At 65.8% G+C, this 25,344-nt stretch carries 23 protein-coding genes and 3 pseudogenes; 8 read left to right on the top strand and 18 right to left on the bottom strand.

The genetic code is table 11. The annotated features are described in order from the left end of the window. Positions 1–151: 151 nt before the first annotated feature. From AB0L58_RS34360 to AB0L58_RS34340, 5 genes are all read right to left on the bottom strand, one after another. Positions 152–814 (bottom strand): response regulator transcription factor, encoded by a 663-nt coding sequence (locus AB0L58_RS34360; protein WP_364393628.1) that lies wholly within the window; start codon positions 812–814, stop codon positions 152–154. Next, entirely contained in the window at positions 811–1,995 is a 1,185-nt protein-coding gene (locus AB0L58_RS34355) for a sensor histidine kinase (RefSeq protein ID WP_364393625.1), read from the bottom strand. The genes AB0L58_RS34360 and AB0L58_RS34355 overlap by 4 nt, the downstream gene beginning before the upstream one ends. Before the next feature lie 84 nt (positions 1,996–2,079). Further along, positions 2,080–2,457, bottom strand: coding sequence for a P-II family nitrogen regulator (locus AB0L58_RS34350; protein WP_364393623.1), 378 nt, complete (start codon positions 2,455–2,457; stop codon positions 2,080–2,082). After that, positions 2,454–3,890, bottom strand: coding sequence for an ammonium transporter (locus tag AB0L58_RS34345; RefSeq protein ID WP_364393620.1), 1,437 nt, complete (start codon positions 3,888–3,890; stop codon positions 2,454–2,456). The genes AB0L58_RS34350 and AB0L58_RS34345 overlap by 4 nt, the downstream gene beginning before the upstream one ends. A gap of 99 nt (positions 3,891–3,989) precedes the next feature. Then, a complete protein-coding gene (locus AB0L58_RS34340; protein WP_364393617.1) occupies positions 3,990–4,631 on the bottom strand; it encodes a TetR/AcrR family transcriptional regulator in 642 nt (213 codons plus the stop codon). Between the two features lie 91 nt (positions 4,632–4,722). On the opposite strand from AB0L58_RS34340, the gene AB0L58_RS34335 reads away from it, so the two are divergent. Further along, positions 4,723–5,442, top strand: a complete 720-nt coding sequence (locus AB0L58_RS34335) for an SDR family oxidoreductase (RefSeq protein ID WP_364393615.1) — start codon at positions 4,723–4,725, stop codon at positions 5,440–5,442. Positions 5,443–5,516: 74 nt separating this feature from the next. Here the strand turns inward: AB0L58_RS34335 and AB0L58_RS34330 are convergent, their stop codons facing one another. The 9 genes and pseudogenes from AB0L58_RS34330 to AB0L58_RS34290 form a co-directional block, all read right to left on the bottom strand. Continuing rightward, a complete protein-coding gene (locus tag AB0L58_RS34330; RefSeq protein ID WP_063721623.1) occupies positions 5,517–5,663 on the bottom strand; it encodes a DUF1059 domain-containing protein in 147 nt (48 codons plus the stop codon). Positions 5,664–5,796: 133 nt separating this feature from the next. After that, on the bottom strand, positions 5,797–6,138 hold the full coding sequence (locus AB0L58_RS34325) for a histidine phosphatase family protein (protein WP_364393611.1): 342 nt from the start codon (positions 6,136–6,138) through the stop codon (positions 5,797–5,799). A 93-nt stretch (positions 6,139–6,231) separates the two neighbouring features. Next, positions 6,232–6,417: pseudogene (locus AB0L58_RS34320) on the bottom strand (hypothetical protein); the annotation flags it as partial. A 350-nt stretch (positions 6,418–6,767) separates the two neighbouring features. Continuing rightward, positions 6,768–7,028, bottom strand: a complete 261-nt coding sequence (locus AB0L58_RS34315; protein WP_364393608.1) for a hypothetical protein — start codon at positions 7,026–7,028, stop codon at positions 6,768–6,770. 120 nt (positions 7,029–7,148) lie between these two features. Continuing rightward, positions 7,149–7,313 carry a hypothetical protein gene (locus tag AB0L58_RS34310; RefSeq protein WP_364393605.1) on the bottom strand — a complete coding sequence of 55 codons (165 nt, stop codon included), beginning with the start codon at positions 7,311–7,313 and terminating at the stop codon, positions 7,149–7,151. Between the two features lie 80 nt (positions 7,314–7,393). Beyond that, entirely contained in the window at positions 7,394–8,161 is a 768-nt protein-coding gene (locus tag AB0L58_RS34305) for a 3-oxoacyl-ACP reductase (protein WP_364393603.1), read from the bottom strand. Between the two features lie 10 nt (positions 8,162–8,171). Continuing rightward, entirely contained in the window at positions 8,172–9,530 is a 1,359-nt protein-coding gene (locus tag AB0L58_RS34300; protein WP_364393601.1) for an aldehyde dehydrogenase family protein, read from the bottom strand. Beyond that, positions 9,527–10,267, bottom strand: coding sequence for a gamma-glutamyl-gamma-aminobutyrate hydrolase family protein (locus tag AB0L58_RS34295; protein WP_364393599.1), 741 nt, complete (start codon positions 10,265–10,267; stop codon positions 9,527–9,529). Before AB0L58_RS34295 ends, AB0L58_RS34300 begins: the two co-directional genes overlap by 4 nt. Further along, positions 10,248–11,612 (bottom strand): glutamine synthetase family protein, encoded by a 1,365-nt coding sequence (locus AB0L58_RS34290; protein ID WP_364393596.1) that lies wholly within the window; start codon positions 11,610–11,612, stop codon positions 10,248–10,250. Before AB0L58_RS34290 ends, AB0L58_RS34295 begins: the two co-directional genes overlap by 20 nt. A 103-nt stretch (positions 11,613–11,715) precedes the next feature. On the opposite strand from AB0L58_RS34290, the gene AB0L58_RS34285 reads away from it, so the two are divergent. From AB0L58_RS34285 to AB0L58_RS34265, 5 genes are all read left to right on the top strand, one after another. After that, positions 11,716–13,371, top strand: a complete 1,656-nt coding sequence (locus AB0L58_RS34285; RefSeq protein WP_364393594.1) for an FUSC family protein — start codon at positions 11,716–11,718, stop codon at positions 13,369–13,371. Positions 13,372–13,798: 427 nt separating this feature from the next. Further along, positions 13,799–14,635 (top strand): SDR family oxidoreductase, encoded by an 837-nt coding sequence (locus AB0L58_RS34280; RefSeq protein WP_364393591.1) that lies wholly within the window; start codon positions 13,799–13,801, stop codon positions 14,633–14,635. A 70-nt stretch (positions 14,636–14,705) separates the two neighbouring features. After that, entirely contained in the window at positions 14,706–15,755 is a 1,050-nt protein-coding gene (locus AB0L58_RS34275) for a 3-oxoacyl-[acyl-carrier-protein] synthase III C-terminal domain-containing protein (RefSeq protein ID WP_364393588.1), read from the top strand. Positions 15,756–15,758: 3 nt separating this feature from the next. Then, positions 15,759–16,670, top strand: a complete 912-nt coding sequence (locus AB0L58_RS34270) for a hypothetical protein (protein ID WP_364393585.1) — start codon at positions 15,759–15,761, stop codon at positions 16,668–16,670. Between the two features lie 220 nt (positions 16,671–16,890). Then, positions 16,891–18,936 carry a LuxR C-terminal-related transcriptional regulator gene (locus tag AB0L58_RS34265; RefSeq protein ID WP_364393583.1) on the top strand — a complete coding sequence of 682 codons (2,046 nt, stop codon included), beginning with the start codon at positions 16,891–16,893 and terminating at the stop codon, positions 18,934–18,936. Positions 18,937–18,939: 3 nt separating this feature from the next. Here the strand turns inward: AB0L58_RS34265 and AB0L58_RS34260 are convergent, their stop codons facing one another. Both AB0L58_RS34260 and AB0L58_RS34255 read right to left on the bottom strand, forming a co-directional pair. Beyond that, positions 18,940–20,172, bottom strand: coding sequence for an MFS transporter (locus AB0L58_RS34260; RefSeq protein ID WP_364393580.1), 1,233 nt, complete (start codon positions 20,170–20,172; stop codon positions 18,940–18,942). A gap of 17 nt (positions 20,173–20,189) precedes the next feature. Next, complete coding sequence (locus tag AB0L58_RS34255) at positions 20,190–21,425, bottom strand: hypothetical protein (RefSeq protein ID WP_364393577.1); 1,236 nt, start codon at positions 21,423–21,425, stop codon at positions 20,190–20,192. A 371-nt stretch (positions 21,426–21,796) separates the two neighbouring features. On the opposite strand from AB0L58_RS34255, the gene AB0L58_RS34250 reads away from it, so the two are divergent. Continuing rightward, complete coding sequence (locus tag AB0L58_RS34250) at positions 21,797–22,783, top strand: DUF4389 domain-containing protein (protein ID WP_364393755.1); 987 nt, start codon at positions 21,797–21,799, stop codon at positions 22,781–22,783. Between the two features lie 4 nt (positions 22,784–22,787). Here the strand turns inward: AB0L58_RS34250 and AB0L58_RS34245 are convergent. Together AB0L58_RS34245 and AB0L58_RS34240 are read right to left on the bottom strand one after the other, a co-directional pair. After that, positions 22,788–22,904: pseudogene (locus AB0L58_RS34245) on the bottom strand (ATP-dependent DNA ligase); the annotation flags it as partial. A 61-nt stretch (positions 22,905–22,965) separates the two neighbouring features. Then, positions 22,966–24,240: pseudogene (locus AB0L58_RS34240) on the bottom strand (MFS transporter); the annotation flags it as partial. Positions 24,241–24,374: 134 nt separating this feature from the next. Here AB0L58_RS34240 and AB0L58_RS34235 point away from each other — a divergent pair. Then, positions 24,375–25,256, top strand: a complete 882-nt coding sequence (locus AB0L58_RS34235) for a LysR family transcriptional regulator (protein ID WP_364393574.1) — start codon at positions 24,375–24,377, stop codon at positions 25,254–25,256. Positions 25,257–25,344 lie beyond the last annotated feature (88 nt).

The following is a 25,344-nucleotide window of genomic DNA, read 5'->3' as shown; positions in this document are numbered from 1 at the left end:
CGAATGGCAACCTTTCGCACAATCCCTCCCTGCGCCTGATCAACAAACTCTCGCAAGAGTAGACGCTCCACACAACCCCCAGCCGAGCCGACCGTCGAATCCGCTGGTTGATGCTGATCGACGGCGGCTGCGGCGTGATCGACGGGTGGGTTCAGGCTGAGCGGCCGGGGACTACGAGACCCGCTTCGTAGGCGAATACCACGGCCTGCACGCGGTCGCGCAGCCCCAACTTGGTGAGCATGGAGCTGATATGGGATTTCACCGTGTGCTCGCTGACGACGAGGGCGGCCGCGAGTTCGGCGTTGGAGAGGCCGCGGGCCAGGTTGCGGAGGATGTCGCGTTCGCGTTCGGTCAGTTCGTCGAGTTGGCGGATCAGGTCGGGACGGGGCTGACCGCGGTGCGCCAGGTCGGCGATGAGGCGGCGTGTTACGGCCGGCGCGAGCAGTGCGTCGCCTGCGGCGATGACGCGCACGGCGTCGATCAGTTGTTCGCGGCGCGCATCCTTCAGCAGGAAGCCGCTGGCTCCGGCGCGCAACGCATCGTAGACGTATTCGTCGAGGTCGAACATGGTCAGTACCAACACCTTCGCGCTGGTCTGGGCGCAGATGCGGGCGGTCGCGGCGACGCCGTCCATGCGTGGCATCCGCACGTCCATGACCACGACGTCGGGTGCCAGTTCGCAGGTCAACTCGACGGCTTCGAGCCCGTCGGCGGCCGCGCCGACCACGGTGATATCGGGCTGACTGTCCAGGATCAGCCGGAAACCGGCGCGGAACAGGTCCTGGTCGTCGACGACGAGCACGCGCATGCTCAATACCCCTGTGCGATAGGAAGTTCGGCGGTTACTTCGAAGCCGCGGACGGCGCGTGCGGACGATGAGCGCCCGTAATGCAGCCGCCCGCCCGCACCGGTGACGCGCTCTCGCATCCCGATCAATCCATGCCCGAGAGCGGAACCGCGCCCACCACCGACTTCCCGCACGACCGCAGGACCATCATCGGACACCCGCACCGTCAGCCGATCCTCGAACCATCGCAACGACACTCGCACATCGGCGGCCCCCGCATGCTTCATCGTATTCGTCAACGCCTCCTGCACCACCCGATACGCCGTGACGCCGATATCACCGGAAACCACACGGCGCTCACCGAATTCGTCGAACGATACGACCAACCCACTGCGCCGCGATATCGCCACCAGATCGGGAATCGCCTCGATCCCGGGCTGATGCGGCGGATCATCGGTGCCGCGCAAAGCTCCGAGACTGCGCCGAAGCTGGTGCACCGCTTCGCGACCCGTATCGGCGATGCCCGCGAAGGTCGCATCGGCGCGATCCGGATCGGTGCGCGTCAGCAGCGCGCCGGTCTCGGCCTGGACGATCATCAGTCCGACCGAATGGCCGACGATATCGTGCACATCCCGCGCAATGCGCAGCCGTTCCCGATCGACCGCCGCGACCCGCTCCTCCTCGAGCCGCCGCGCCCGCTCCTCCAACATCTCGATCTGTAGCCGCCGCGCCCGCACACCGGTACCGAGCGCCCACGCCGTCACGAACGACATGGCCGCATAGCCATAAGAATCCGGACTCTCGTTCGGAATGATCAGCGAGATCAAAATTCCGATAGTCACGGTGACCAACGCGAACCGCCGTGGCCGAGGTGGACTGTAGGCCGTGATCGTGTAGACGCAGACGATGGTCCCATACGGCAAGGCGGGCATGGCGTGCAGACAGGCCAGCACCGTGATCGCGGGCCCGACCACGAGCAGTACCAGAATCGGCGCGCGCCGTCGCCACAGCACCGGCGTGGACGCGAGCACACAGCAACCGATCACCCACCACGGCGCCCGCGCCACGATCGCGGGTCCGGCACTGGCCACCGTGACCGCTACGGTGAGCACGGTATCTACCGCACTCGACGGCAACGCGCGCAGCCGCTTCGACACCCGAGACACAGCGGTATCCGCGGTCCGAGCAAACACACTGGGAGAACTCATAGCGAATCCAGTGTCTCCCGCACCAGACCAGCGCGCCTCCCGCATCCGGATGACGCGCCCATCATCCGCGCGAGCGAGACCGATTCACAACGAGCGCGCGTCGATCATCCAGATCTGAATTCCGGACGGCCCGGCATTCTCACCGATCCGATCGATCAACCGGACCAGATCGGCGACATCGTCATTCTTGGCCAGCAACTCGATGCGCAGCCCCGCCTCGACATCGCTGACGAACTGCTGCCCCCGATAGCGTTCGACCCGGGTACCCCGGTCGTCCACCCGGTAGACCTGACAGACCACCATCCGCCGCACGCCGAACATGGCCAGCGCCTGCTTGATCTGGTCGAAGAGGGCGGCGGGCAGCACCAATGTGATGAGCTTGGCGTCGACGCCGTCGCCAGGGCTCATCGGGTCATCGATGCCGTACCCGACACTGCCCTGGAGGTGGATGGTGGCATTCACGTGGTCGCCTGATTCCCGGGCGCCTCACCCGATGGTTTGTCCGGCGCCGGCTTGGGCAGGGCAGGCGCAGCGGGGAGCGTCCCCACATGGGCGGAGACCAGGGTCTCGTCCGGATAGGCCTCTTCTTCGTGGGCCGCGACGTCACCGGTCTCCAGTACATGGTCCGGCATGCGCAGACTCATAAACAAGCTCAAGATCTTCAGAATCACAAAGGTTACGAACGCATCCCATACGATCACCGTCGCCGCGGCGCCCGCCTGCCAGAGCAACTGTTTCGGATGGTGTCCGTACAGCCAGCCCGAAAATGCCACGTCGGCAACGTCACCGCCATTGCCCAGGTACACGATGATGTGCGGATCGGCGAGCACGCCGACCAGCAGACCACCGGCCAGACCGGCGACGCCGTGCGTGTGGAATACGCCGAGTGTGTCGTCGACCTTGCGGAACAATCTGGTGCGCCCCAATTTGTTCCAGGACAGCCACACCAGTGTCGAAGCGACGACACCGATGATCATCGCACCGAAACTGTTCACATAACCGGCCGCCGGTGTGATGGCGACGAGTCCGGCGATCATGCCATTGATCGCGCCGAGAAAGTTGGGCTTGCGCTGCGGTCCGGCGGCCATATCCCAGAACACCCACACCAGCACGGCCACCGCGGCGCACAGATTGGTATTCAATACGGCGAGTGAGGCATTCGCACCGCCGAAATACATATCGCCGCCGTTGAATCCGTTCCAGCCCAGCCACAGAATGCCCGCACCCGCCGCGGCCATCGGCAGATTATTCGGCACGGCCCGCTCCCGGTCCCTGGCCAGGCGCGGCCCGATAACCGCCGCCGCAACGAAACCCGTTGTGCCAGCAGCCAAATGGATGACGTAGCCGCCGCTGTAGTCCAGCGCACCCATAGACGCCCACCAACCGCCGCCCCACAGCAGGAAGGCGTTCACCGTATAGGCGAAGGTGGTCCACAACGGGACGAACAGCAACCACACCTTGAAGTTGATCCGGCCGATCACGCTGCCGAGGAACAGCAGCGGAGTAATTGCCGCGAAGGCGAAATGAAAGTATGCCAGGGTGGTTTCGGAAAATCTGAGCTTCGGCATCAGACCGTCGAGCAGCGGAATGACGGCCTGGTTCTGGTTATCGCTGCCGAGAATTGTGCGCGGTACACCGACCGCGGCGCGGAGGATACCGGGCCCCAGTTTCAGTGGTTCACCGAAACCCATTTCGAAGCCCCACAGCACCCAGACCACCAGCACCGCGGAGAAAGCGGTGAAGGCCATCAGGATCGTATTGACGGCCCATTTTCGTTGCACGATACCGCCGTAGAGGATGGCGATACCCGGAATGCTCATCAGAGCGACGAGTGTTGCGGCGACCAACTGCCAGGTGTTGTCCCCGGAGTTGAGCCAATCAGGGTACGGTGACATGATTCTGCGCTACCTCATCTACACGCGCAGGCAGGCACACACCAATCCCGCCTTAGCGCTGAAGTGTCTGTGGCGTAAGGTGTCTCGCGTCACACTGCTTCACCTAGTGTCATCACACGAGGTTTCGCTCCGGTTACGCTCCGTTAAATCTAGGTCTCGCGGCGCGAGCATGGAAGCGACGCTGCTCGTGACATCCTTCGCCAGCGCGGTATTCACCGGCGCATGCTGACTGAGCAGGCGGTACCACATCGCGCCGAAGACGAAATCGACGACGAGATCCAGCGGGACCGCCGGGGTCAGTTTTCCGGCGTCGACACCGCGCTGCAGCAGTGCGCGCAGCGTCGCTCGTCGCGGGCCGATCACGGTGTCCTGCAATCGTTCGGACAGGGCTCGATCGCGCTGCGCGTCCGCCATCAGACCGACCAGCGCCTGACCCGTCACCTGCTGCGCGAGCTCGAAAGTGGCCGTGAGCAGGCGCTCGACCGCGACAAGCACATCCACCGATTGATCCGAATCCCGCAATGCCGCGTACTCGTCGGCCAACCCGATCAGCGCCTCGATCAGAATCGACGCCTTATCCGGCCACCAGCGGTAGACCGTCTGCCGCCCGACGCCCGCTCCGTCCGCGATGGCCTTGATCGTCAGGTCTTGGTAGCCGTCCCGCTCGCAGAGTTCCAGCGCCGTGTGCAGGATCGCGCGTCTGGCGTCCTCGCTGCGGGGTCGACCGCGGGTTCCTGTCATGCGGCCCACTTTACAAGACACCGTGCCTCGAATATATTAACGAGGCACGGTGGTTCGAAAATCGCCGTGATTCGAACTTCAGGAGGATCTTGTGAACAACAAAGTCGTCATCGTTGGCGGAACCTCTGGAATCGGCCTGGCGACCGCTCGCCGACTCGCCGAGAACGGCGCGGAGGTCGTCATCGCCGGACGCAACGAAGAACGACTGGCCGCCGCACTGGCCGACCTCGGCCCGCAGGTCACCGGCAAGGTCGTGGACGCACGTGCCGAAGATGAACTGGCACAACTGTTTTCAGAGGTGGGTCCGGTCGACCATGTGGTGGTGACCGTGACCGGACCGTCGGGCACCACCCCATTCCGCGAACTCGGCCTGGACCAGCTGCAGGCCCACGTCTCGGGCAAACTGCTGCCACACGTCGCCACCATTCAGGCGGCGCTGCCGCATCTCGCGCACGACGGATCCATCACGCTGGTCTCCGCCGCATCCGCGGGCGGCGCCATGCCGACAACCGCCGCACTGGCCGCCATCAATTCCGGTGTCGAGGCCATCGTCCCTGTCCTCGCGGTCGAACTGGCACCGGTCCGCGTGAACGCCGTATCCCCGGGTGTGATCGACACCGAATGGTGGAACTTCCTCCCCGAGGAAGCCCGCGCCGAGGCGTTCGCCGGCATCGCGGCGCAGACCCCGGTCGGGCGCGTCGGCAGCGCGGACGATATCGCCAAGGCCATCGAATTCCTCACCGACAACACCTTCACCACCGGGATCGTGATCCGGGTCGACGGTGGCGCGCGCCTGGGCTCGCCCAAATAACCCCACCCCACACGGCTTTTCGTCACAGCACCCGGACAGCGCGGGTATGGGTGACGAAAAGCCGGGGTGGTGAATCAGTACGCGATGAACAGAATTTCGTCCCGGGAATAGTCGTGCCCCGGGTGGTTCTCGGCCAGATGCGCCTTGGTCTTCTCGACCAGGTCGTCCTCATCCGTCCCGACGATCTGTTCGCCGCAGGGGCAGTTCAGATTTCGCTTCATCGGTGGTCCTTCCTTCTCGCCCGTCAGTCTAGGCACGTGCGCCGGTCATGCCCGCGGACGGGGCATGGCGTCGGGTCCGGCTCAGCCGCGATCGACCGCAGGACCCGCTACGAATGCGGTCGAACTCGTGCTACTACCGGCGCACACCCGGCCATGCGGTCGACCACCTGCCAACCCGACTCACCATCGCCGACCCGCTGCGCGAGATCACCTCGACGATCCACGCGCGCAACACTTCCGCAGCCCGTCGCAGGACCGCCGGATCCCCGCTCCCCTCGAACTCACCGATACCGACCTCGGCCAATTCGTCCAAAGCAACGACATCGAGCCCATGTCCTGACGCCAGCACATCGGCAGTCTGCCGCGCACGCAACGCATTGCTCGAATTGACGCGAACGATCGGCGCATCAGCCAACGCCCGCGTCGCACCGACAGCTTGCCGTCGACCAGCCGCGGTCAACGGCGACCACGGCACAGCTCCAGCAACCCTCGTCGCGACATTCTCCGACTCACCATGCCGCAAACACCACACCCGCACCCGATCAGCCATCGTCGTGTCAGCGGTTTGTCATGCGTCCCCGACTACCTCGGTGTCGGTCGGCGCTTCAGGGTGTTTCGGGGCGGCGGGAACCCAGCCGCGCAGCGGCTGTACGACCGATCCGTAGAACGTGTCGGTCGCCGAGGTCACGCTGGCGATGAAGCTCGCCGCGGTCCCGGATCGGCGGTTGCCCATGGGAAAGGTTTGCTCCAGGGAGCCCAACAAAAGCGCCGATGCGTCGACCTCGATCTCCGACTCGGTCCACCCGAGCACCACATCGATGCGGATCACATCGTCCGGCAGCGACACGTTCTGGCCTTTGGCCAGCATCGGAGACATCACAGCACTCACCCCTTGTCATGGTTCGGCACGCACCGTCGCAGAGACCCGGGTCCAGCCCAGAATGCTGACCCCCAACGCCGCTTTGCGTGCGGCGACGCAGTGGTAGTCGACCCGCACCATCTCGGTGTTACACACGCCACAAAATGCAGGGCATGCGTATAAATGGCTTGCCGCGGCCAGCGATCGAAATGACTTGCCTCGCAGCAGCGTCGTGGCGGTGGCACCTATTCGGTGTCGTCGGTGGACCGCCTAGCCCATCCTTGGCTGGTTATGGCGTAGAAGATGGCTGCCAGGAGGTTGAGGATCAGGGCGGCTACGGGCCGGCGGAGGCCTATGGTCAGGCAGCTGGCGTAGATGAGGATGCCGGGGTAGGCGCGGATAGTTTCGTGGCGGGCGAAGGCGGCGTCGCGCTGTTCGCCGTGCACCCCGTATTCGGCGAGCGGGCCGGTGGGGAACGGCAATACCGAGACGCCGAGCAGGAGCATCAGATTCCACCAGCGGACTTGGCGACCGAAGAAGGTGTGCAGGGTAACGCCGTAGCGTTACCCATGGCCCGCGCTATTTCCGTGGGCGTAGCGCCGCACCGAATCCGGCGCTACCCGACCTCAATTCCCTTGGTCCAGTTGCGGATACGATCCGGGCGCGCTGCCGTCACTCCGGCTGAACACCGGGCGGAAATCGGCACCGCCGGTGTCGAGTTGCACCGACTGCTCCGTCGACAGGGCGTCGTGGCTGAACAGCCCTGACGATCGCCCATCTTCCATACTCATTTCACGAGCCTCCCTCTGATCGGCGACGGATGGCGAATCCTGGCTTGCCGCTCAGCAATCCGCCCGAATCAACCGTACCTTTACAACGGCGTGACGTACGCGCCGGAAATGCCACCGTCCACCAGGAACTGCGATGCGGTAATGAACGAGGCGTCGTCGCTGGCGAGAAATGCTACGGCCGCGGCGATCTCCTCCGGCTCGGCGAAGCGTCCGACGGGGATATGCACCAGGCGGCGTGCGGCCCGTTCCGGATCCTTCGCGAACAGCTCCTGCAGCAGCGGTGTGTTGACCGGTCCCGGGCACAGCGCGTTGACCCGAATGCCATTGCGCGCGAACTGCACTCCGAGCTCCCGGCTCATCGCGAGCACACCACCCTTGGATGCGGTGTAGGAGATCTGCGAGGTCGCCGCACCCATGACCGCGACGAACGACGCGGTATTGATCACCGAGCCTTTACCCCGCTCCAGCATGTGGTTGATGGCGTATTTGCTGCACAGATACACCGAGGTCAGATTGACCTCCTGCACCCGACGCCAGGCCTCGATACCGGTGGTCAGGATCGAATCATCTTCCGGCGGTGAGATTCCGGCATTGTTGAAGGCGATATCGAGTCCACCATAGGTGTCGACGGCGGTCTGGAACATGGCCTCGACCTGGGCCTCGTCGGTGACGTCCACCTTCACGAACAGCCCGCCCACTTCGCTGGCCGCGGCCTCGCCGGCGGCGGCATCGATATCGGCGACGACGACCTTGGCCCCCTCCGCCGCGAACCGGCGAACGGTGGCCAGGCCGATACCGCTCCCGCCACCGGTGACGACGGCGACTCGATCCTGTAAGCGCTGCAACACATCTCCTTAACTAGGTGGCGATGAAGACGTTCTTGGTCTCGGTAAAGGCAAGTGCCGCATCGGGCCCGAGTTCGCGCCCGAGCCCGGATTGTTTGAAGCCGCCGAACGGCGTCCAATACCGCACCGAGGAATGCGAATTCACCGACAGATTCCCGGCTTCCACACCGCGAGACACCCGCAGCGCGCGGCCGACATCATTGGTCCAGATGGAGCCGGACAGACCGTATTCGGTGTCATTGGCGATGCGGACGGCATCGGCCTCGTCTTCGAACGGAACCACCGCGACCACCGGCCCGAAAACCTCCTCGGTGAGCACCCGATCCGATGGCGCGTCGGGCAGCACAACCGTTGGCGGATACCAGAATCCGGGACCCTCGGGCTGCGTGCCGGTGAATGCGACCTTGGTCGACGGCTCCACGAACGAGGCCACCCGAGCACGATGCGCGGCCGAAATCAGCGGCCCCATTTCGGTGGATTCCGCCGTGGGATCGCCGACCCGCACACCCCGCACGGCGGGTTCGAGCAATTCCAGAAACCGGTCGAAAACACTGCGCTGCACCAGAATCCGCGATCGCGCACAGCAATCCTGCCCGGCATTGTCGAATACACCGTAGGGCGCCGTCGCCGCCGCACGCTCCAGATCGGCGTCGGCGAAAACGATATTGGCGCTCTTACCACCCAATTCGAGCGTCACCCGCTTCACCTGGCGCGCGCATCCGGCCATGATCTCCTTGCCCACCTCGGTGGACCCGGTGAAGACCACCTTTCGCACGGCGGGATGGGACACGAACCGCTGACCCACCACCGAACCCTTGCCGGGCAGCACCTGGAATACCCCTTCCGGTACACCGGCTTCGAGCGCGAGCTCACCCAGGCGGATCGCGGTGAGCGGTGTCAGCTCGGCGGGCTTGAGCACCACCGCATTCCCGGCGGCCAGTGCGGGCCCGAAACCCCATGCCGCGATCGGCATCGGGAAGTTCCACGGCACGATCACCCCGACCACACCGAGCGGTTCATGGAAGGTGATGTCGATCCCGCCCGCGACCGGAATCTGGTTGCCAAGCAGGCGTTCCGGAATTCCGGCGGCGAAATGCAGCACATCGCGCACATTGCCGGCCTCCCAGCGCGCATTGCCGATGGTGTGTCCGGCATTGGCGACCTCGAGCTGGGCCAGCTGCTCGAGATTCGCATCGACGGCCTCGGCGAACCGACGCAGCAGCCGGGCCCGGTCTCCCGGCGCGACCGCGCGCCAATCGGGCGCGGCCCGCTGCGCGCGCTCGATGGCCGCGTCGGTCTGCGCCGCGTCGACCAGCTCTACTGTCCTGACGACCTGTTCGGTCGCCGGGTTGACCACCTGCGTTGTCGTCACGAATCCCGTTCCTTTCGATAGCTGGCCGCCGCCTCGACCAGTGCTCGCATCAGCCGTACATCGGTGGCATCCGCCTCCGGATGCCATTGCACACCCAGCAGGAACGAACCGCCGGTCGCCTCCGCCGCCTCGATCGTGCCGTCCGCCGCATGTGCGGTCGCGACCAGGCCCTCGGCCAGGATGGCGACGGCCTGGTGATGGTGGCAATTCACCTCCACCTCCGGTCCGGCGATGGTGGCGACCAGGCTGTCCGGCACCGTCGTCACCCGGTTCGGGAGGAAACCGCCCGGCGTACCGGAATGGTGGTCGTGGCCGAGCAGATCCGGCAGATGCTGGATCAGGGTGCCACCGAACGCGACATTGACCAGCTGCAGGCCGCGGCAGATCGCGAGGATCGGCAAACCCGCAGCGCGCGCCAGGGTCAAGAGCGCGAATTCGGAATCGTCGCGGTCGGCTCGAAGTGGTCCGAGGGCCGTGTCCGGCGGCGCACCGTAGCGCGCCGGATCGACATCGGCGCCGCCGGTCAGCACCAGCGCGTCGAGCCGATCCACCAGCTCGGCGCGCGCCACGCCGGTGGGCGGCAGCAGCACCGGGATGCCGCCCGCACGCTCCACCATCGTCACGTAATTGTGTGGCAGTACCGCGCTCGGCACCTCCCAGGTGCCGAATCGGGCCTGCTCGAGGTAGGTCGGCAGGCCGATGACCGGACGGATCTCCTCAGAGCCGTTCGAAACCACGGATTCGCTCCCAATCGGTGACCGCGGCGTCGAACGCGTCCAACTCGACCTGTGCCGCATTCCGATAATGGTCCACCACGTCGTCGCCGAACGCTGTCCTAGCCACCTTGCTCTCGCCGAACAATTGCGCCGCTTCCCGCAGCGTACGCGGCACCCGCGGGCGCTGGGACCGGTAGGCATTGCCATGGAACTCCGGCTCGAGCGGGAGCCCGTGCTCGATACCGTGCAATCCGGCGGCAATTGTCGCGGCGACGGCCAGATATGGATTCACGTCCCCGCCCGGAATCCGGTTCTCCATCCGCAGGGACAGTTCCTCGCCGACCACGCGCAGCGCACAGGTCCGGTTGTCGCGTCCCCACGCCAGTGCCGTCGGTGCGAAACTCCCTGATACGAATCGCTTGTAGGAGTTGATATTCGGCGCGAGCAGATAGGTGAACTCGCGCAGACAGTCCAGTTGCCCGGCGAGGAAGTGCCGCATGAGTGCGGAGGTCCCGTGCGGGCCGTCACCCGCGAAAACCGGCGCGCCCGAATCGGCACGCAGACTGATGTGGATATGGCACGAATTACCTTCGCGCTCATTGTATTTCGCCATGAAGCTGAGACTGCGCCCCGCCTGGGCGGCAATCTCCTTGGCACCATTCTTGTAGATGCTGTGGTTGTCGCAGGTCACGAGCGCCTCATCGTAGCGAAACGCGATTTCGTGCTGACCCGGATTGCATTCGCCCTTGGCCGATTCGACATACAGCCCCGCGCCGGCCATTTCATTGCGAATGCGACGCAGCAGCGGCTCGATGCGCGCGGTCCCCAGCATCGAATAGTCCACGTTGTATTGGTTCGCGGGCCGCAGATCGCGATAGCCGGAGTTCCAGGCATCCTCGTAGCTGTCGTCGAAGACCAGGAACTCGAGTTCGGTGCCGACATAGGCGCGCAGCCCACGCTCGGCCAGCCGCGCCAATTGCGCCCGCAGTATCTGTCGCGGCGATACCGTGACCGGCTGACGCGCCGGAGAAACGTGCTCGACATCACACAGCACCAGCGCGGTTCCCGGCTGCCACGGCACCAGCCGCAGGGTGCTCAGATCCGGTCGCAGCACGAAGTCGCCGTAGCCGGTCTCCCAGGACGAGATCGCATACCCGTCGACCGTCGCCATATCGACATCCACCGCGAGCAGATAGTTGCACGCCTCCGTCGCGTGCCCGACCACCTCGTCCAGAAAAAACCTTGCCGCACAACGCTTTCCCTGCAGGCGGCCCTGCATGTCGGTCATCGCCACCAGCACCGTGTCGATCTCCCCCGCCTCGACGAGCGCCCGCAACTGCGCCAGCTCCAACATCCCTGTACGCATCGACAACCCCTCTCGGCAGCAACCTCGCCAACGCTAGAGCAAAAGGGTCGCGCGCGTGGCCCGACACACAAAACCCACTGGTCGGTTGGTGTTGAATGGCCTGGTGGACGACTCGAGCTTCGATCCGGCACACCATCCGGTGCCGACGCCGCCGCGACGGCGAGCGCTGCTGTTCGGGTCGGCGCAAACAGGTTGGCGGTGGCCGGTAGCGGCGCGATCCGCCCTCACATTCGGGCTGCCGGCGCTGATCGTGCTCGCGACGGGTCACCAGCAGCAGGCGTCGATCGTGGCGCTGGGCGCGTTCTCGGTGCTCTACGGCGAGACGCGCGCCTACCGGATGCGCTGGCGGGTAGTACTGCTCGCGGGTGTGGGCTTTCTCACCGCGGCCGCGCTCGGTGCCGTGATCGGGGCCCGCGAATCCGAACTGGGGCAGGCCGGGGCCGGAATCATCGGTGTGGCGGCGCTTTCCGTGGTGGCGCTGGTCACAAGCTATGTGATGGTCGCGACACGGGCCGGACCGCCGGGCATGTTCTTCTTCGTCCTGGTCTGCGCGGTGGCGACGCGGATGGCCGCCGCCGGTGTTTCGGTACCGATCATCGTGGGATATACCGCGCTCGGCGTGCTCAGCTCGGTGCTGGTATCGATGACTCCGATGCTGCGTGATGCGCGTGCGCCGGAAAAGACGGCGGTGGCGATGGCCTTGCGCGCCGTCGAGACCTATGTCGAATGCCGCAGGGCGGGAAAACCGTCCGCCGCCCAGCGGCATGCGGCAGGTGCGGCGCTGCACTCGGCGTGGGCCACGGTCCACGATGCGGGTCTGCCTGTCCGCGAACCGGATTCGGAGATCGTCCGGACGCTGCTTGCCGCACATCGCCAGTTCATCGGGATATCGGACGCCGCGCCGGACATACTCGACGCCCCGGTGCCGATGACCCGACCGACGGTCGGGCAGCGACTGTCTCGGTCCCTGACGATCCGCTCACATGCGGCGACCACGGCGCTGCGCACGCTGGCCGCCGCCGTGATCGCGGGCGGGATCAGCGTCCTGTTGGGTCTCGGCCGACCGGACTGGGCGGTGATCACCGCCGTTCTGGTGCTGAATTTGGGGCCGGATCGCATTGTCGGCACTGTGCGCGCAGCGCATCGTGTCGGTGGCACGGTGATCGGGCTGATGATATTCGCGGTACTGCACGCGCTCGCGCCGTCGGGCCTGGTCCTCATTCTGCTACTCATGGCACTGATGTTTCTGACGGATCTGTTCGTGGTGCGCAACTACGGGATCGCCGTCGTCTTCATTACGCCGCTGGCACTGCTGATCGGCGGCGCGCTCGGCGGGCCGATACTGGTTCCCGTCCGCGATCGACTGATCGAGACGTCGGTCGGCGCGCTCGTCGCGGTGGCGGCGATGTGGGTGATCGTGCCGCGTGCGCACCGGCACGACCTGCGGTGGAACGAATCCAGAGTGCTGCGGGTGGCCGCGGACCTGGTCGAAACCCTGCGTACGAAGCCACCGGGCGAGCCGGCCACCATGCGGTTGCGTCGCGATCTGCAGTTCGAACTCGTCGGCAATCACCTCAGCGGTGTCGCCGCATACCGCGATGAACCGGCATGGACGCGGGCGCAGTGGCCTCGACATGCCGAGATCGGGCGCATCGGATACGACCTGCTCGCGCAATGTTGGCTGACGCCAACGAAACAACTGATCGCCGATCCCGACGACCTGGCCCGACAGATCATCCGAATGACCGCACCCCGGTGAACGGCGCTGAACAAATCTACGCGTCCCGTTCGCGATAGCCGGCTAACGCCGATAACGTCCCACGACGCGGCGGTGCAGTTCGCCCGACGCCGCGACCTGCAGATTCCTCCAGAACACGGCCAGGGTCTCGGAATAGCCACCGGCGCTCGGGATTTCGCACAGCTGGCCGCGGCGCCTGCGCGCCGGCCGTGGGCGCTGGTTTGCCATCAGATGGAACGACCGCCCCCTATCGCCCCCTATCGACCGTCATGCACGACGGCTACAACTGCAGCGCAGCATCATGGACCCGAATTCGGCACGCGCGTGCTGATCTGCGCAATCAATCGATTGTGTGCGACCACCTGGTCGTTCGCACACATCGGGCAACTCGCCGAAGCAACGCTGAGAGCGGATTTCGGCCGTGGGATTGATGGCAGGCTAATCGGATATGAAGACGATCCTGATCACGGGGGCCACCTCGGGCATCGGTCTCGAAGCCGCGCAACAGCTCGCCGCAGGGGGCGATCGGCTGGTGTTGGTCGGCCGGAATCCGCAGAAGCTCGCCGACAGTGCGGAATTGGTGCTGGCCGCGGGGGCGGGGGCGGTCGATACGCTGGAATGCGATTTCGCATCACAGTCGTCGGTGCGACAACTCGCCAAGGCAGTCGAAGCCGCCTATGACCGCGTCGATGTACTGGCCAATAATGCGGGCGGCTATCACCAGACGCGCACCGAAACCGAGGACGGTATCGAGGCGACCTTCGCCACCAACCACCTGGGCGGATTTCTGCTCACCGAACTGCTCATCGATCTGCTGGTCCAGAGTGCTCCGGCGCGCATCCTGTTCACCTCATCGGTGATGCACTACGGCGCGACCCTCGACTTCGACGATCTCGGGTTCCGCACCGGCTATTCGGGCGAAAAGGCATACAGCCGATCCAAATTGGCCAATGTGCTCTATGCCCGCGCACTGGCCGATCGACTGGCGGGCACCGGCGTGACGGTCAATGCCTTCCATCCTGGCGCGGTCTCGACCGGTATCTGGAATTCCCTGCCGTGGTTCGGGCAACCGGTCGTCGCGCTCGCCAAACGCCTGTTCTTCATCACGGCCGCCGAGGGGGCCGCCGCGCTCACCTTTCTCGCGACGGATCCGAGCGTCGGCGAGGTGACCGGAGCCTATTTCCGCAAGACCCGCGAGCGCGAACCGTCGCGACTGGCCCGTGATGATGCGCGGGCCCGCCAACTGTCCGAGGTGAGCGCGAGTTTGGTCGGCCTGCCCGGATAGGGGAGTCACGACAGCGCCGTCGAAACTCCTGGCAACACAGGGAAATCACGCGACAGAGAAAGCAGGGGTAATGCTGCGCACGCGTTTCGAGTCCATCGGCTCGTACACACCATCCACTGTCCGTTCCACCGAGGAGATCATCGCCGGACTGGCGGTACCGAGATCCCTCGATCTGGAACGGATTACCGGTATCAAGAATCGGCGCGTCTACAACTCCAGCGACGAGGGTTACGAATCCTCCTTCGATCTGGCCCTGCGCGCCATCGGGGACTGCCTGGCGCATTCCGATTACGCTCCCGACGACATCGACGTGGTCATCTCGGCCTCCATCACCCGCACCCGCGGTAAGGAGATCTTCTGCTACGCACCGTCGTTCGCGGTCATGCTCGGCAAGCAGATCGGCACGACCAAGGCCCGTCATTTCGATGTCTCGAATGCCTGTGCGGGCATGATGACCGGGGTGCTGGTGCTGGATCGGATGATCAAGGCCGGTGTGGTGCGCAATGGGCTGGTGGTCAGCGGCGAACAGATCACCCCGATCGCCGAGACCGCGGCGCGGGAGATCAACAAGCCCTACGACCCGCAGTTCGCGGCGCTGACCGTCGGCGACGCGGCGGTCGCGGTGATCCTCGACGATCGCGGTGACGATGACGACGAAATCCACTACATCGAACTCATGACCTCCGCCGACGGCGCCGAACACTGCATCGGTATGCCGAGCGACCAGGCCCCCGGAATCGCGCTCTACACCGATAACCGCGCGATGCAGAACGAGGGCCGCTATCGGCAGGCCATCAATCGCATATCGACATTCCTGGCGGAGTCCGGGCGCACCTGGGAGAGCGAGAAGTTCGACTACTGGATCCACCACCAATTCAGCGCGCCCGCCATCGAGTACATCTCCCATCTCACCGAGCAGCACTTCGGCACCCCGATGCCGCAGGCCCTGAATGTGCTGCACGACTTCGGCAATACCGCGTCGACCTCACATTTCGTGGTCCTGCACGAATATCTCGCACAGCAGAAGATCCCCAAGGGCTCCAAGGTGCTGATGATTCCGGAGGCATCCGGCATCGTCTCCGGACACCTGGCCGCCACCATCTCCCGCCTGGAGGCCTGAGTCATGCAGACCACCATTCTCGCGGCCGCCGTCAATGCCGATCTCGATACCGGCAGCTATTTCGAACTGGCGGCGCGCGCGGCCGCTTCCTGCCTCGAACAGGCGGGAGTCGCCCCGGAGCAGATCGGAATGCTGATCAATGCCGGGGTCTTTCGCGATCAGAACATTTCCGAACCCGCGGTATCGGCGCTGATCCAGAAGCGCATCGGCATCGGCCTCGAATACGCACCCGGCCGGGTGCCCGCATTCTCCTTCGATCTGATGAACGGCGGGACCGGACTGCTACACGCGATCGCGACCGCCGAATGCTTCCTGGTCAACGGGGAAGTATCGTATGCGCTGCTGGTCGCCGGTGATACGCACCCGTCGACCGAGCGTCATGTCGACGGCTTCCCCTACAGCACCAGCGCGGCCGCGATCCTGCTCGGAACATCAGGCACCACAGGCGGATTCGGTGTGCTGCACACCACCGATACCGCCGGGCCCGCCGATCCGACCGCCTGGGTCGCCATGGGCGAAGTGGGCGCGCACGGCCGTTCGGCCATGAGCACCCGGGCCGGTACCGATGATCTGGTCGAATTGGCCGCGGTGGCCGTGCGCGACTGCCTGACCGCCGAAGGACTGGACGTCGAAGATTTCGCCGAGGGCCGCGCCGTACTGCTCGCACCCACCTGGACCCTCGCCTTCCGTACCCGCCTTGCGGCGGCGCTCGGACTCACAGCGGAAGCGATCGTCGGGGTCGATCCCTCCGTGGACAATCCGTACTCCGCGGCCCCGGTACACGCGTACGTGAGCGCACGCGACAGCGGTGCCCTCGGCGCCGCACGCACGGTGCTGTTCTTGGCCGCCGACGACACCTCGGCCGCCTGTCTGGCCTACCATCAGCACGCTCTCGTGCCGGCCGGGAGTCAATGACACGAAAAGGATTGAAAAACCTCATATTGCGTAGGTGTCATCAGTTGTCGTGACAGGAACGTGCGGGCGAATTAACCTGTCTGCACCGGCTGGATCAACGGGCGCGTCGACGCGCCCTTCCCGCTGCGACGATGCCGCATCCTCAGTGCACCCGAGCTGCTCGTTTTCGATGGTGCTCTCCCACAGTCGGGCACACCACCTCGACGAAGGGGCTCCGAGTATGTGCCAGCACGTCCCACGACACAGCGATCACCCAGCGCTGCGCGACCACTGGGCCGACTTCGCCAAGTCCCGTGTCGGTCAGGCCATGGCCGTGCTCGGTACCGCGAGCACGGTCGGCCTGGTCGCCGAACTGCTGGAGGTCGACGAGGCCGCCGTGCGGGCCGTGGTTCGACAACTCGCCGAAACCGCGCGCTTCGAACATCCGGAGGTCGGCGAGCGGATCCTGCGCAACACCCCCGACGAGGTCCGGCGGAAATTGCACGGCCGGGCCGCGCAACTACTGCACCACCGGGGTTTTCCAGCGAGCACCGTCGCCGACCACCTGGTCGACGCCGGTGCCGTCGGCTACCCGTGGGCCGTCGAGGTCCTGCGTACCGCCGCCGAGGACGCGATAGCGAACGATCAGATCGAACCGGCGGTCGAACGGCTGGAGTTGGCCTATCGCGCCACCCGGGAGGTGGGCGAGCGGGCCGCCATCGCGATCCGGCTGGTCTGCCTGGAGTGGCGGATCAACCCGTCGACCCGTTCGCGACAGTTCACCCGGCTGAAGGCGGCGTTGCGTGCGGGCCGAGTGCCGCACCACGAATTGCCCGCCGCCATCATGTATCTGCTGTGGCACGGGCGGGTGCAGCAGGCCGATCACGCACTCGGCCAGTTGAACAGCGGCAAGCCGGATGAGGCGACACCGGAGTTCGACTTCCTGCGCGCCTGGCTGCGGTACTCCTATCCCCCACATGTACAACGTCATCCGCGACTCTTCGCGGCCCCGGCCCGGCCGCCCGAGGTGCACACCGACCAGCAGTCACCGCACCGACATGGCGCCGATCTGCTCACCGGCCTGTTCACCCATCCGCTCGACGAGATAGCCACGCTCGCACAGCGCTTGCTCACCAGCCACCGCCTGACCTCGACCACGATCGAAACCCTGGTGGCCGCGGTGCACTGTCTCATCTACAGCAATCGGCTCGACACCGCGGCGGCCTGGTGCGAATCGCTGCTCGCCGAGGCCGATGCCCGCCGCGCGCCGACCTGGCAGTCGATCTTCGCCGGACTGCGCGCGGAAACCATGCTGCGCAAGGGAAATATTCGCGAGGCGATCAGCGATGCGGCGCTGGCCCTGAATTACGTACCCGCCGAACACCTCGGCCTCTGGATCGGCACGCCGATCGCCGCGATGGTGCACGCGCTGACGATCTCCGGTCGACATGCCGAGGCCGCGACCCAACTCGAAAGACCGGTGCCCCGCACTATTTTCGAATCGCGCTTCGGTCTGCCGTATCTGCAGGCGCAGGGCCACCATCACCTCGCGGTCGGTCGCGCCGACGACGCATTGCGCAGCTTCCGCCGCTGCGGCTATCTGATGGACCAGTGGAATATGGACTTCCCCTGGCTGGTGCCGTGGCGCAACGACATCGCCGCCGCCCATCTCGCCCTGGGCGAGCACCGGCAAGCCCGGGAATTCGCGACCAGACAGCTCGAGCTGCTCGGCGGCGCCGACCGGCACCGCTCCGGCGGCGCCGCACTCCGATTACTGGCCGCCACCAGCGATCGCTATCAGGCCTTCCGCTTGCTGCGCGAGTCCGCCGTGATCGCCCGCACCGGCGGCGACGATGTCGAATTGGCCACGGCCCTCGGCGAACTCGGCAAGGCCCACCGCGCCGTCGGCGATCACGAACGATCCCGCGTACTGATCCGCGATGCGATGCGGATCGCGGAATCCTGCGGCGCCGAGGTGCTGCTGCGCGATCTGCTCGACGGCAAACCGCAGACCGCTACGCAGCCAACCCAACCCATGCCCGCACTGGGTCAGCTTCCGGGTGGACTCACGACGCTGAGCCCCGCCGAACGCCGCGTGGCGGAGCTGGCGGCGCGCGGCAAGGCCAATCGCGAGATCGCCGATACACTCGCCATCACCACCAGCACCGTCGAACAACACCTCACCCGCGTCTATCGCAAACTCGGCGTCGCCCGCCGCAGCGAGTTGTACTTCGTATTGCCGACCGGTCACACCGGATCCGATGCCGCGATCTCGGCCACCGGATAGCGGCTACGATGCCGCCGCGAGTGCGTACCGGTCCCGCCGGGATTCCGCCTTTGCGACGACTACCGGTGCGAGCAGACCGGCGGCCAGCAGAATCAGCCCCGCGATATACCAGCCTGCGACACCGATCCCGATGCACAACCAGGTGAGCAAGGCCGGGCCGAGCGCATCGGCCAGTCGCAGTCCGGTGCCGAATACGCCGAGGTATTCACCGATGGCCTCCGGCGGCGCCAAGGCATTCGAAACCTCGAAACCACCTGCCGTCTGCCACAATTCGCCGATGCTCAGAACCGCCGCGCCGCTGGCGAGGGTGAGCACGGCGATCCAGCCCGACTGACCTTCGGCCGCGGCCAGCACAATGCAGGCCAGCAGGAAGGCCCATCCGGCGCGCCGTAGCGCGACGCCGCCCGCGCGGGCGGTATCGACGCTGCGGCTCGCGCGGACCTGGAAGAACACCACGATGAAGATATTGAGCATGTCGATCGCGGCGATCGACCAGCGCGGTGCCGTGGTCGCGCCGATGATCCACAGCGGAATCGCGACCGACTGAATTCGGTACTGCAGCGACAGCAACCCATCCAATACGGTGAGCGCCAGATACGGCCGATCACGCAGCACCGACCAGCGCGGTGCGGTCGCTGCCGACTCCACCGCCACCGGCCCCAGTGCGGGCAGCCGCCCGACCATGAGAGCGGCACCCGCGACGCAAGCAGCGCCGATGACGATGGCCGCGTGATAGAAATTCGCCGAATCCCACTGCACGGCAACGGCGGAGAGGCCGATACCGATGGCGATGCCCACATTCAGAATCGAGCGAATATAGGCCCGGAATTCATTGGCCCGTTCGGTGACGACGCGGGTGATGATCGTCGAGATCATCAGTTGCACGCAGGTCTGCGCGGCGGCCGTGGCCGGAATGACGACCAGATACCAGGCGAATGCACCGACCACGAGAAAGCCGAGGGTGCCACAGGCCGCGAAGATCAGACTGATCCGCAGCACGCCCAGCGGCCCGCGACGATCCGACAACTTCCCGGCCAGGATGGAGACGATGATGCTCACGGCCCCCGCGACGCTGAGGCCGACTCCGACCTGCATCGGCGAAATGTGCACGATCCGTGTGAAATACAGGACAACGGTAGACAGATAGATTCCGCTGAAAACGGCAGATGCCGCCGTGATCAGCGTGAGCACACGCTGCGGGCCGACCGGCGGCAGGGCAGCGTAGAACCGTGACACGATCCGAATCCCGCGACTCAGGCGACGGCCGGATCGACGGCCGGATCGAAAGCCACGCAATCCATCCGGAACCCCGCCGCGGTGCGTCGCAACGAGTCGATCACTTCCGCCGTGGAGTCGCCCCGGAAGCGGAACGCGGCGCCGATTTCGGCATAGCCGAACGTCTGGGTAATGGTTGTCCCCGGCTGCGGGACCGAGGCATGGTAGGGCGCATACTGCTGCGGGACGTGCAGCTGGACATCCACCACGGTGCACGGTGGAGTTACCGGCGGATGGATCAGCAACTCGCCGACCACCGATGTATCGGTGAGCGGATCGGCGGCGGGAATCCGGCCGAGTTGAATATCGACCGCCGCACCGAGCAGATCGTAGCCGTGCACCTCCCGCCACATATGTGTGGTTTCGCCACCCGTGGCCCGCGCGGCCACCTCGAGGAACTGGATACGCGGCGCGGCGCCGTCGCGACCGAGGAAGAATTCGAGGTGGAAAACCGTCGGCACATCCGCGCTCAGCGCGCCGAGCACAGCCTCGATGAATTTCGTCAGCTCCTCGAGCAATTCCGGATCGTCGAGCTCGACGTAGCCGAGAGTTATACCACCACTGGCGAATTCGAGACAGTTGCCGACATATTGTGAAGCCCGCCACGGACCGAGCTCACCGCCGGTCCACACACCGTCTACGGCGCCGACCGCATCCGGGCAAAAGCGCTGTACGAGAAAAGGTTCCGAGCTCAGGTCGGGCAATGCCGCGCAATCATCGATCGAATTCAGCCGGATGACGTCCTTGCTCCCGGCGCCGAGACGGGGTTTGACTATGAGCGGAAAGCCGTGCACCGCAGCGAAGTCCGTGATCGACTCGATATCGGCGACATGGGTGAACGCCGGTGTCGGCACGCCCGCGGTGGCGACCGTCGCACCCATCACCAGTTTGTCGCGGAACGGAAGTACATAGTCCGGACTGTCACCCGCGATACCGAATTCCCTCCGCAATTCCGCCGCGGTCAGCAAATCGAATTCGTGCAGCGCGACAATGCGGTCCGGCGCACCGAATCGAGCCGCCAGCGCGTGCACGGCCTCGGGCACATTCGCCATATCCTCGAGTAATTCGACGGCGGCGGCCGCATGCCGCGGTATTCCGTCGATCAAGTCCTTCGCACAAACATAGGTAACGACATCGGCATTGTGGTCGATACGTGCTAGGTAGGGGACGTCGACGCCGCGCACTCTATGAATCACGGTCACATGTCTGGGCACTGGTTCCTCCGCTGACAACTGTCTTACTAGATCCACTGAGGACCCGTACCGGCGGGCGTGGATTGTTCTCTCCGACAACGGAATTGTGCGCCGCGCCCACCGGCTGCGCCTGTTTGGAGACTGCTATTTAAGATCCCTTAACAGAGAGCTCGTCGCGTACTGTCGCTGCCACGGAAGCCGCCGTGGTCGGCGCGGTTACCGATCTATCGGCAAACTACGAGCTACATTCGATCTCGCTCATGCCTGCGCCTCGCTGGCGCTCGGCTTCGGCATGCGCGATGCGCGCTGGCACATGATTCGCTCGCTGCGCTCGCTCATAGGAGTTCTGGACAATTCCGCCGGACGAAGGAAGTGAGTGGGTCGCCGTGGTAATGAACGAGGGATCACCGACCGGTAGCGAACCTTTGGTCGAACTGGATGTCTTTCCGCCGAAGCAACACCGCCGCTGGACCGTTCTGTTGCGGCTGCTGTTGGCCATACCCCAGCTGATCGTGCTCTGGGCGCTGAGCATCGCCGCCTTCGTGGTGATCGTCTGCGGCTGGTTCGGTGCGCTGATGCTCGGTCGATTGCCCGACTGGTGCGGCGAGTTCCTGCGCGGATACTACGGCTACGCCGTACGGGTGCACGGCTACGTCATGTTGCTGGTCGACGACTACCCGCCCTTCGCCTGGACCGCACCGGATTACCCGATCCGGCTGCTGTTCCACCCGCCGACGCCGCTGAACCGCCTCGCGGTGCTGTTCCGGCTCATCCTGGCCTGCCCGATCCTGGTGCTGTCGAGTTGGTTCACCGCCGGTTGGGGAATCATCGCCTTCATTCTGTGGCTGATCGTCCTGATCACCGGTCGGATGCCGGGTGCGGTCTTCGAGGCCAGTTCGGCGGTGCTGCGCACCGAAATGCGGGTGTCCGCCTACGCGTACCTGCTGACACCGACGTACCTGAAGGGCGTCTTCGGTGATAAGCGGGCGGCGGTGTCCGGTCCGGCACTGACCGAACCCCCTCCGCAGTCGCCAACCCGCCCGCTGGTGCTCTCGAGCGGCGGTCGGACCCTGTTGATCGTCATGCTCATCCTCGGGATTCTCGGCAGCCTCGCCCGAACCAGCGCGGGCTGGGACGATGACGACGACGAGACCGATGCGATCTCGAGTTCACAGCTCGCCCGGCAGGTCGCCGTCGACTTCACCGACCAGACCGGGCACACACCACAAGACGTGCACTGCCCCGACTCCCTCGACGCCGATATCGGCGCGACCGTGGTCTGCACGGTCACCGATGACGGCGTCGAGTCCCGGGCCGTGGTCACCGTCGACGCGATCACCGACGGAGCGGCGCATTTCCGCACCGTCATCGAGCACTGAAAAGCTAACCCTGCCTACGGGCACGGGCCCGGCGCTTGCCCTCGTGCATCGCCTGGACCCTGGCCACCGGGATGGTGTGGCCCTCCTCGATGAGATCGACGGGCAATGCCTGCGGCGCGGGCGGCGGCGCTTTGGTAGACGAAGACGAGGAAGGCGAGTGCACAGGCCGCCGTGGAGGTCAGCAAGGACCAGCCGATGCCAGTGGTGACGAATGCGCCCATGACCGCGACGCCGAGGGTCGCGCCCACTTGGCGGACGGCGTTGAGCAGGCCGCCGACCGCACCGGCGGTCCCCGGCGGTGCCACATTGACAATGGCGGTGACCAGCGCCGGAAGGGCAAGGGCGACACCGAATCCGGATAACAGCAGACCGACCGCCAGCACCGGATAGGCGAGTTCCACGAACACCGCGACCGCCAGCACCACGCCGCCCGCCGCGAGCAGGCCGAGTCCGGCCCGTATCGGGCGACGCGGCCCGATGCGGGCCACGAGTTTGCCCGCGAGCGGCGGGATGACGGCGAACGGCACGGTGAGCGGCAGAAAGGCGAGCCCGGTCTGCAGCGGGCTCAGCTGACGCTGTTGCTGCAGCAGCAGCGGCAGGACGAACAGTGCCCCGGTGAGCGCGAAATTCACCGCGGCGCCCGCCAGCAGCCCGGCCCGTACCCGACCCGCGCGCACCAGTTCCCGATTCAATACCGGTGTGGCACTGCGCCGTTCGAGATACACGAAAACAATCGCCGCAACCACCATGCCGCCGAGCGACCACGCGGTGTGCCGCCACGACCGCGTGCCCGCCGCGATCAGCGCATCGGTGCACAGCGCCAAGGCGACGGCCGCGGTCAGCTGCGCCGCCCAGTCGATGCGGCGGTCACCGCGTGCGCAGGTGACCGTGGGTCCCATGCTCAGCCCCAACACAACAACCGCGATGGGGACGTTGACGACGAATATGGACCGCCAACCGGCCAGCCCGACCAAGGCACCGCCCACGATCGGCCCCGCCGCGACCGCCGCGCCGCTGATCGCCGCCCAGGTCGAAATCGCCCGCGCGCGTCGTCCCGGATCCGGATACAGCTGCGTGATCATCGCCATCGATGCCGGTACGCACGCCGCCGCCGCGACGCCGAGCAGCACTCGAAGCGCCACCAGCACCCACAGGTTCGGCGCGATGGCGCTCAGCAGCGAGACCAGGCCGAAAGCCGCTGTGCCGAAGCGGAATACCCGGTGCGCACCATGGCGATCGGCGACCGCGCCCGCCGAGAGCAGCAGTGCGGCGAAGGCGACGGTATAGCCGGTGGTCGCCCATTGCAGTCCGGCGATCGACGTGTGCAAGGACGCCGCCAGATCGGGCTCGGCGACCGAAAGCACGGTCATATCCAACAACACCATGAAGTAGCCCAGGGATATCCCCAATAGGGCTCTGGTCGACGCGGCGGACGTACTCGCCCGCGATTGCAGCATGCTCATCCGGTACCACAGCTCCTCGACTCGGTGATGACGCGATCGACTCTCGCCGGACGGGCACGACGGCTCCACCGGCTACGGCGCATGCCGCGTTCGGAATATCCGAATGCTCCGTCGCTGTTGGCCAGGTCATGGAGTTACGTCAGCTGCGGACCTTCGAGGCAGTGGTGCGCCACCGCACGGTCACCGAGGCCGCGGTCGCGCTGGAGCTCGCGCCGTCGTCGGTGTCCCAGCAGATCCGCACACTGGAAACCGCGCTCGGGGTCGCGCTTTTCGTGCGTAATCCCAAGGGCATGCGGCTCACGCCCGCGGGGCAGCGCCTCACCGAATGGGCGCGGCGGCTGCTCGAACAGGCCGAACGGGCGATGCGTGACGTACGGGAGGAACGGCCGGTGCTGCGGCTCGGAGCATTGGAAACCCTGGCGGGTGCGTATGTGCCGCGGGTGCTGGCGCGACTGGCCGAGCGACGACCCGATATCGAGGTCGAGGTGCGCTCGGATCGGGCCCGCGACGGCCTGCTCGCCGATGTGGTCGGCGGCGCGCTCGATGCCGCACTGCTGCTGGATTCCGGTGGCGCCGTCGGTGATCTGGGTTTTCCGGCCCCCGCCGAAGCACTCGCCTTCCTCGACCTCGATCCGGTACCGCTGGCCCTGGTCGCCGCGCCGACACATCCGCTGACCGCCCGGACCGGCCTGACACCCGCCGACCTCATCGATGAACGGCTGCTGGTCAATGTGCCCGAATGCTCGTTCTGGATGGCGGGTGAAAAGGTGCTCGGCTCGGGGCCGCGACGCGTGCGGGCCGGTGCGGTCCCGGTCATGCGAGCCTGGGCCGAGCACGGACTCGGCATATCCCTACTGCCGGAATTCGCGGTCGCCGACAGCCTCGCGCGGGGTGCCCTCGTCCGCTTGGACTTTCCGGTGCCCGATCTCGATCTGCGGCTGGTGTGGCGGGCGGATCAGGAAGCACTGCCCGGGATGCGCGAGGTCCTCTACGCGGCCGCGCGGCCATGATCGCACCGTTCCTGGCAAACCATCCGCAATGCTTGCCGCAGTGATTAGGCTGACAAGAAGACGCAGGTCTCGGCCTCGTAGGTCGACC

Source organism: Nocardia sp. NPDC052112, assembly GCF_040680135.1.
Taxonomy (GTDB): domain Bacteria; phylum Actinomycetota; class Actinomycetes; order Mycobacteriales; family Mycobacteriaceae; genus Nocardia.
Note: the sequence above shows the minus strand (reverse complement) of the source record. Positions and strands in the feature narration are given on the sequence as shown.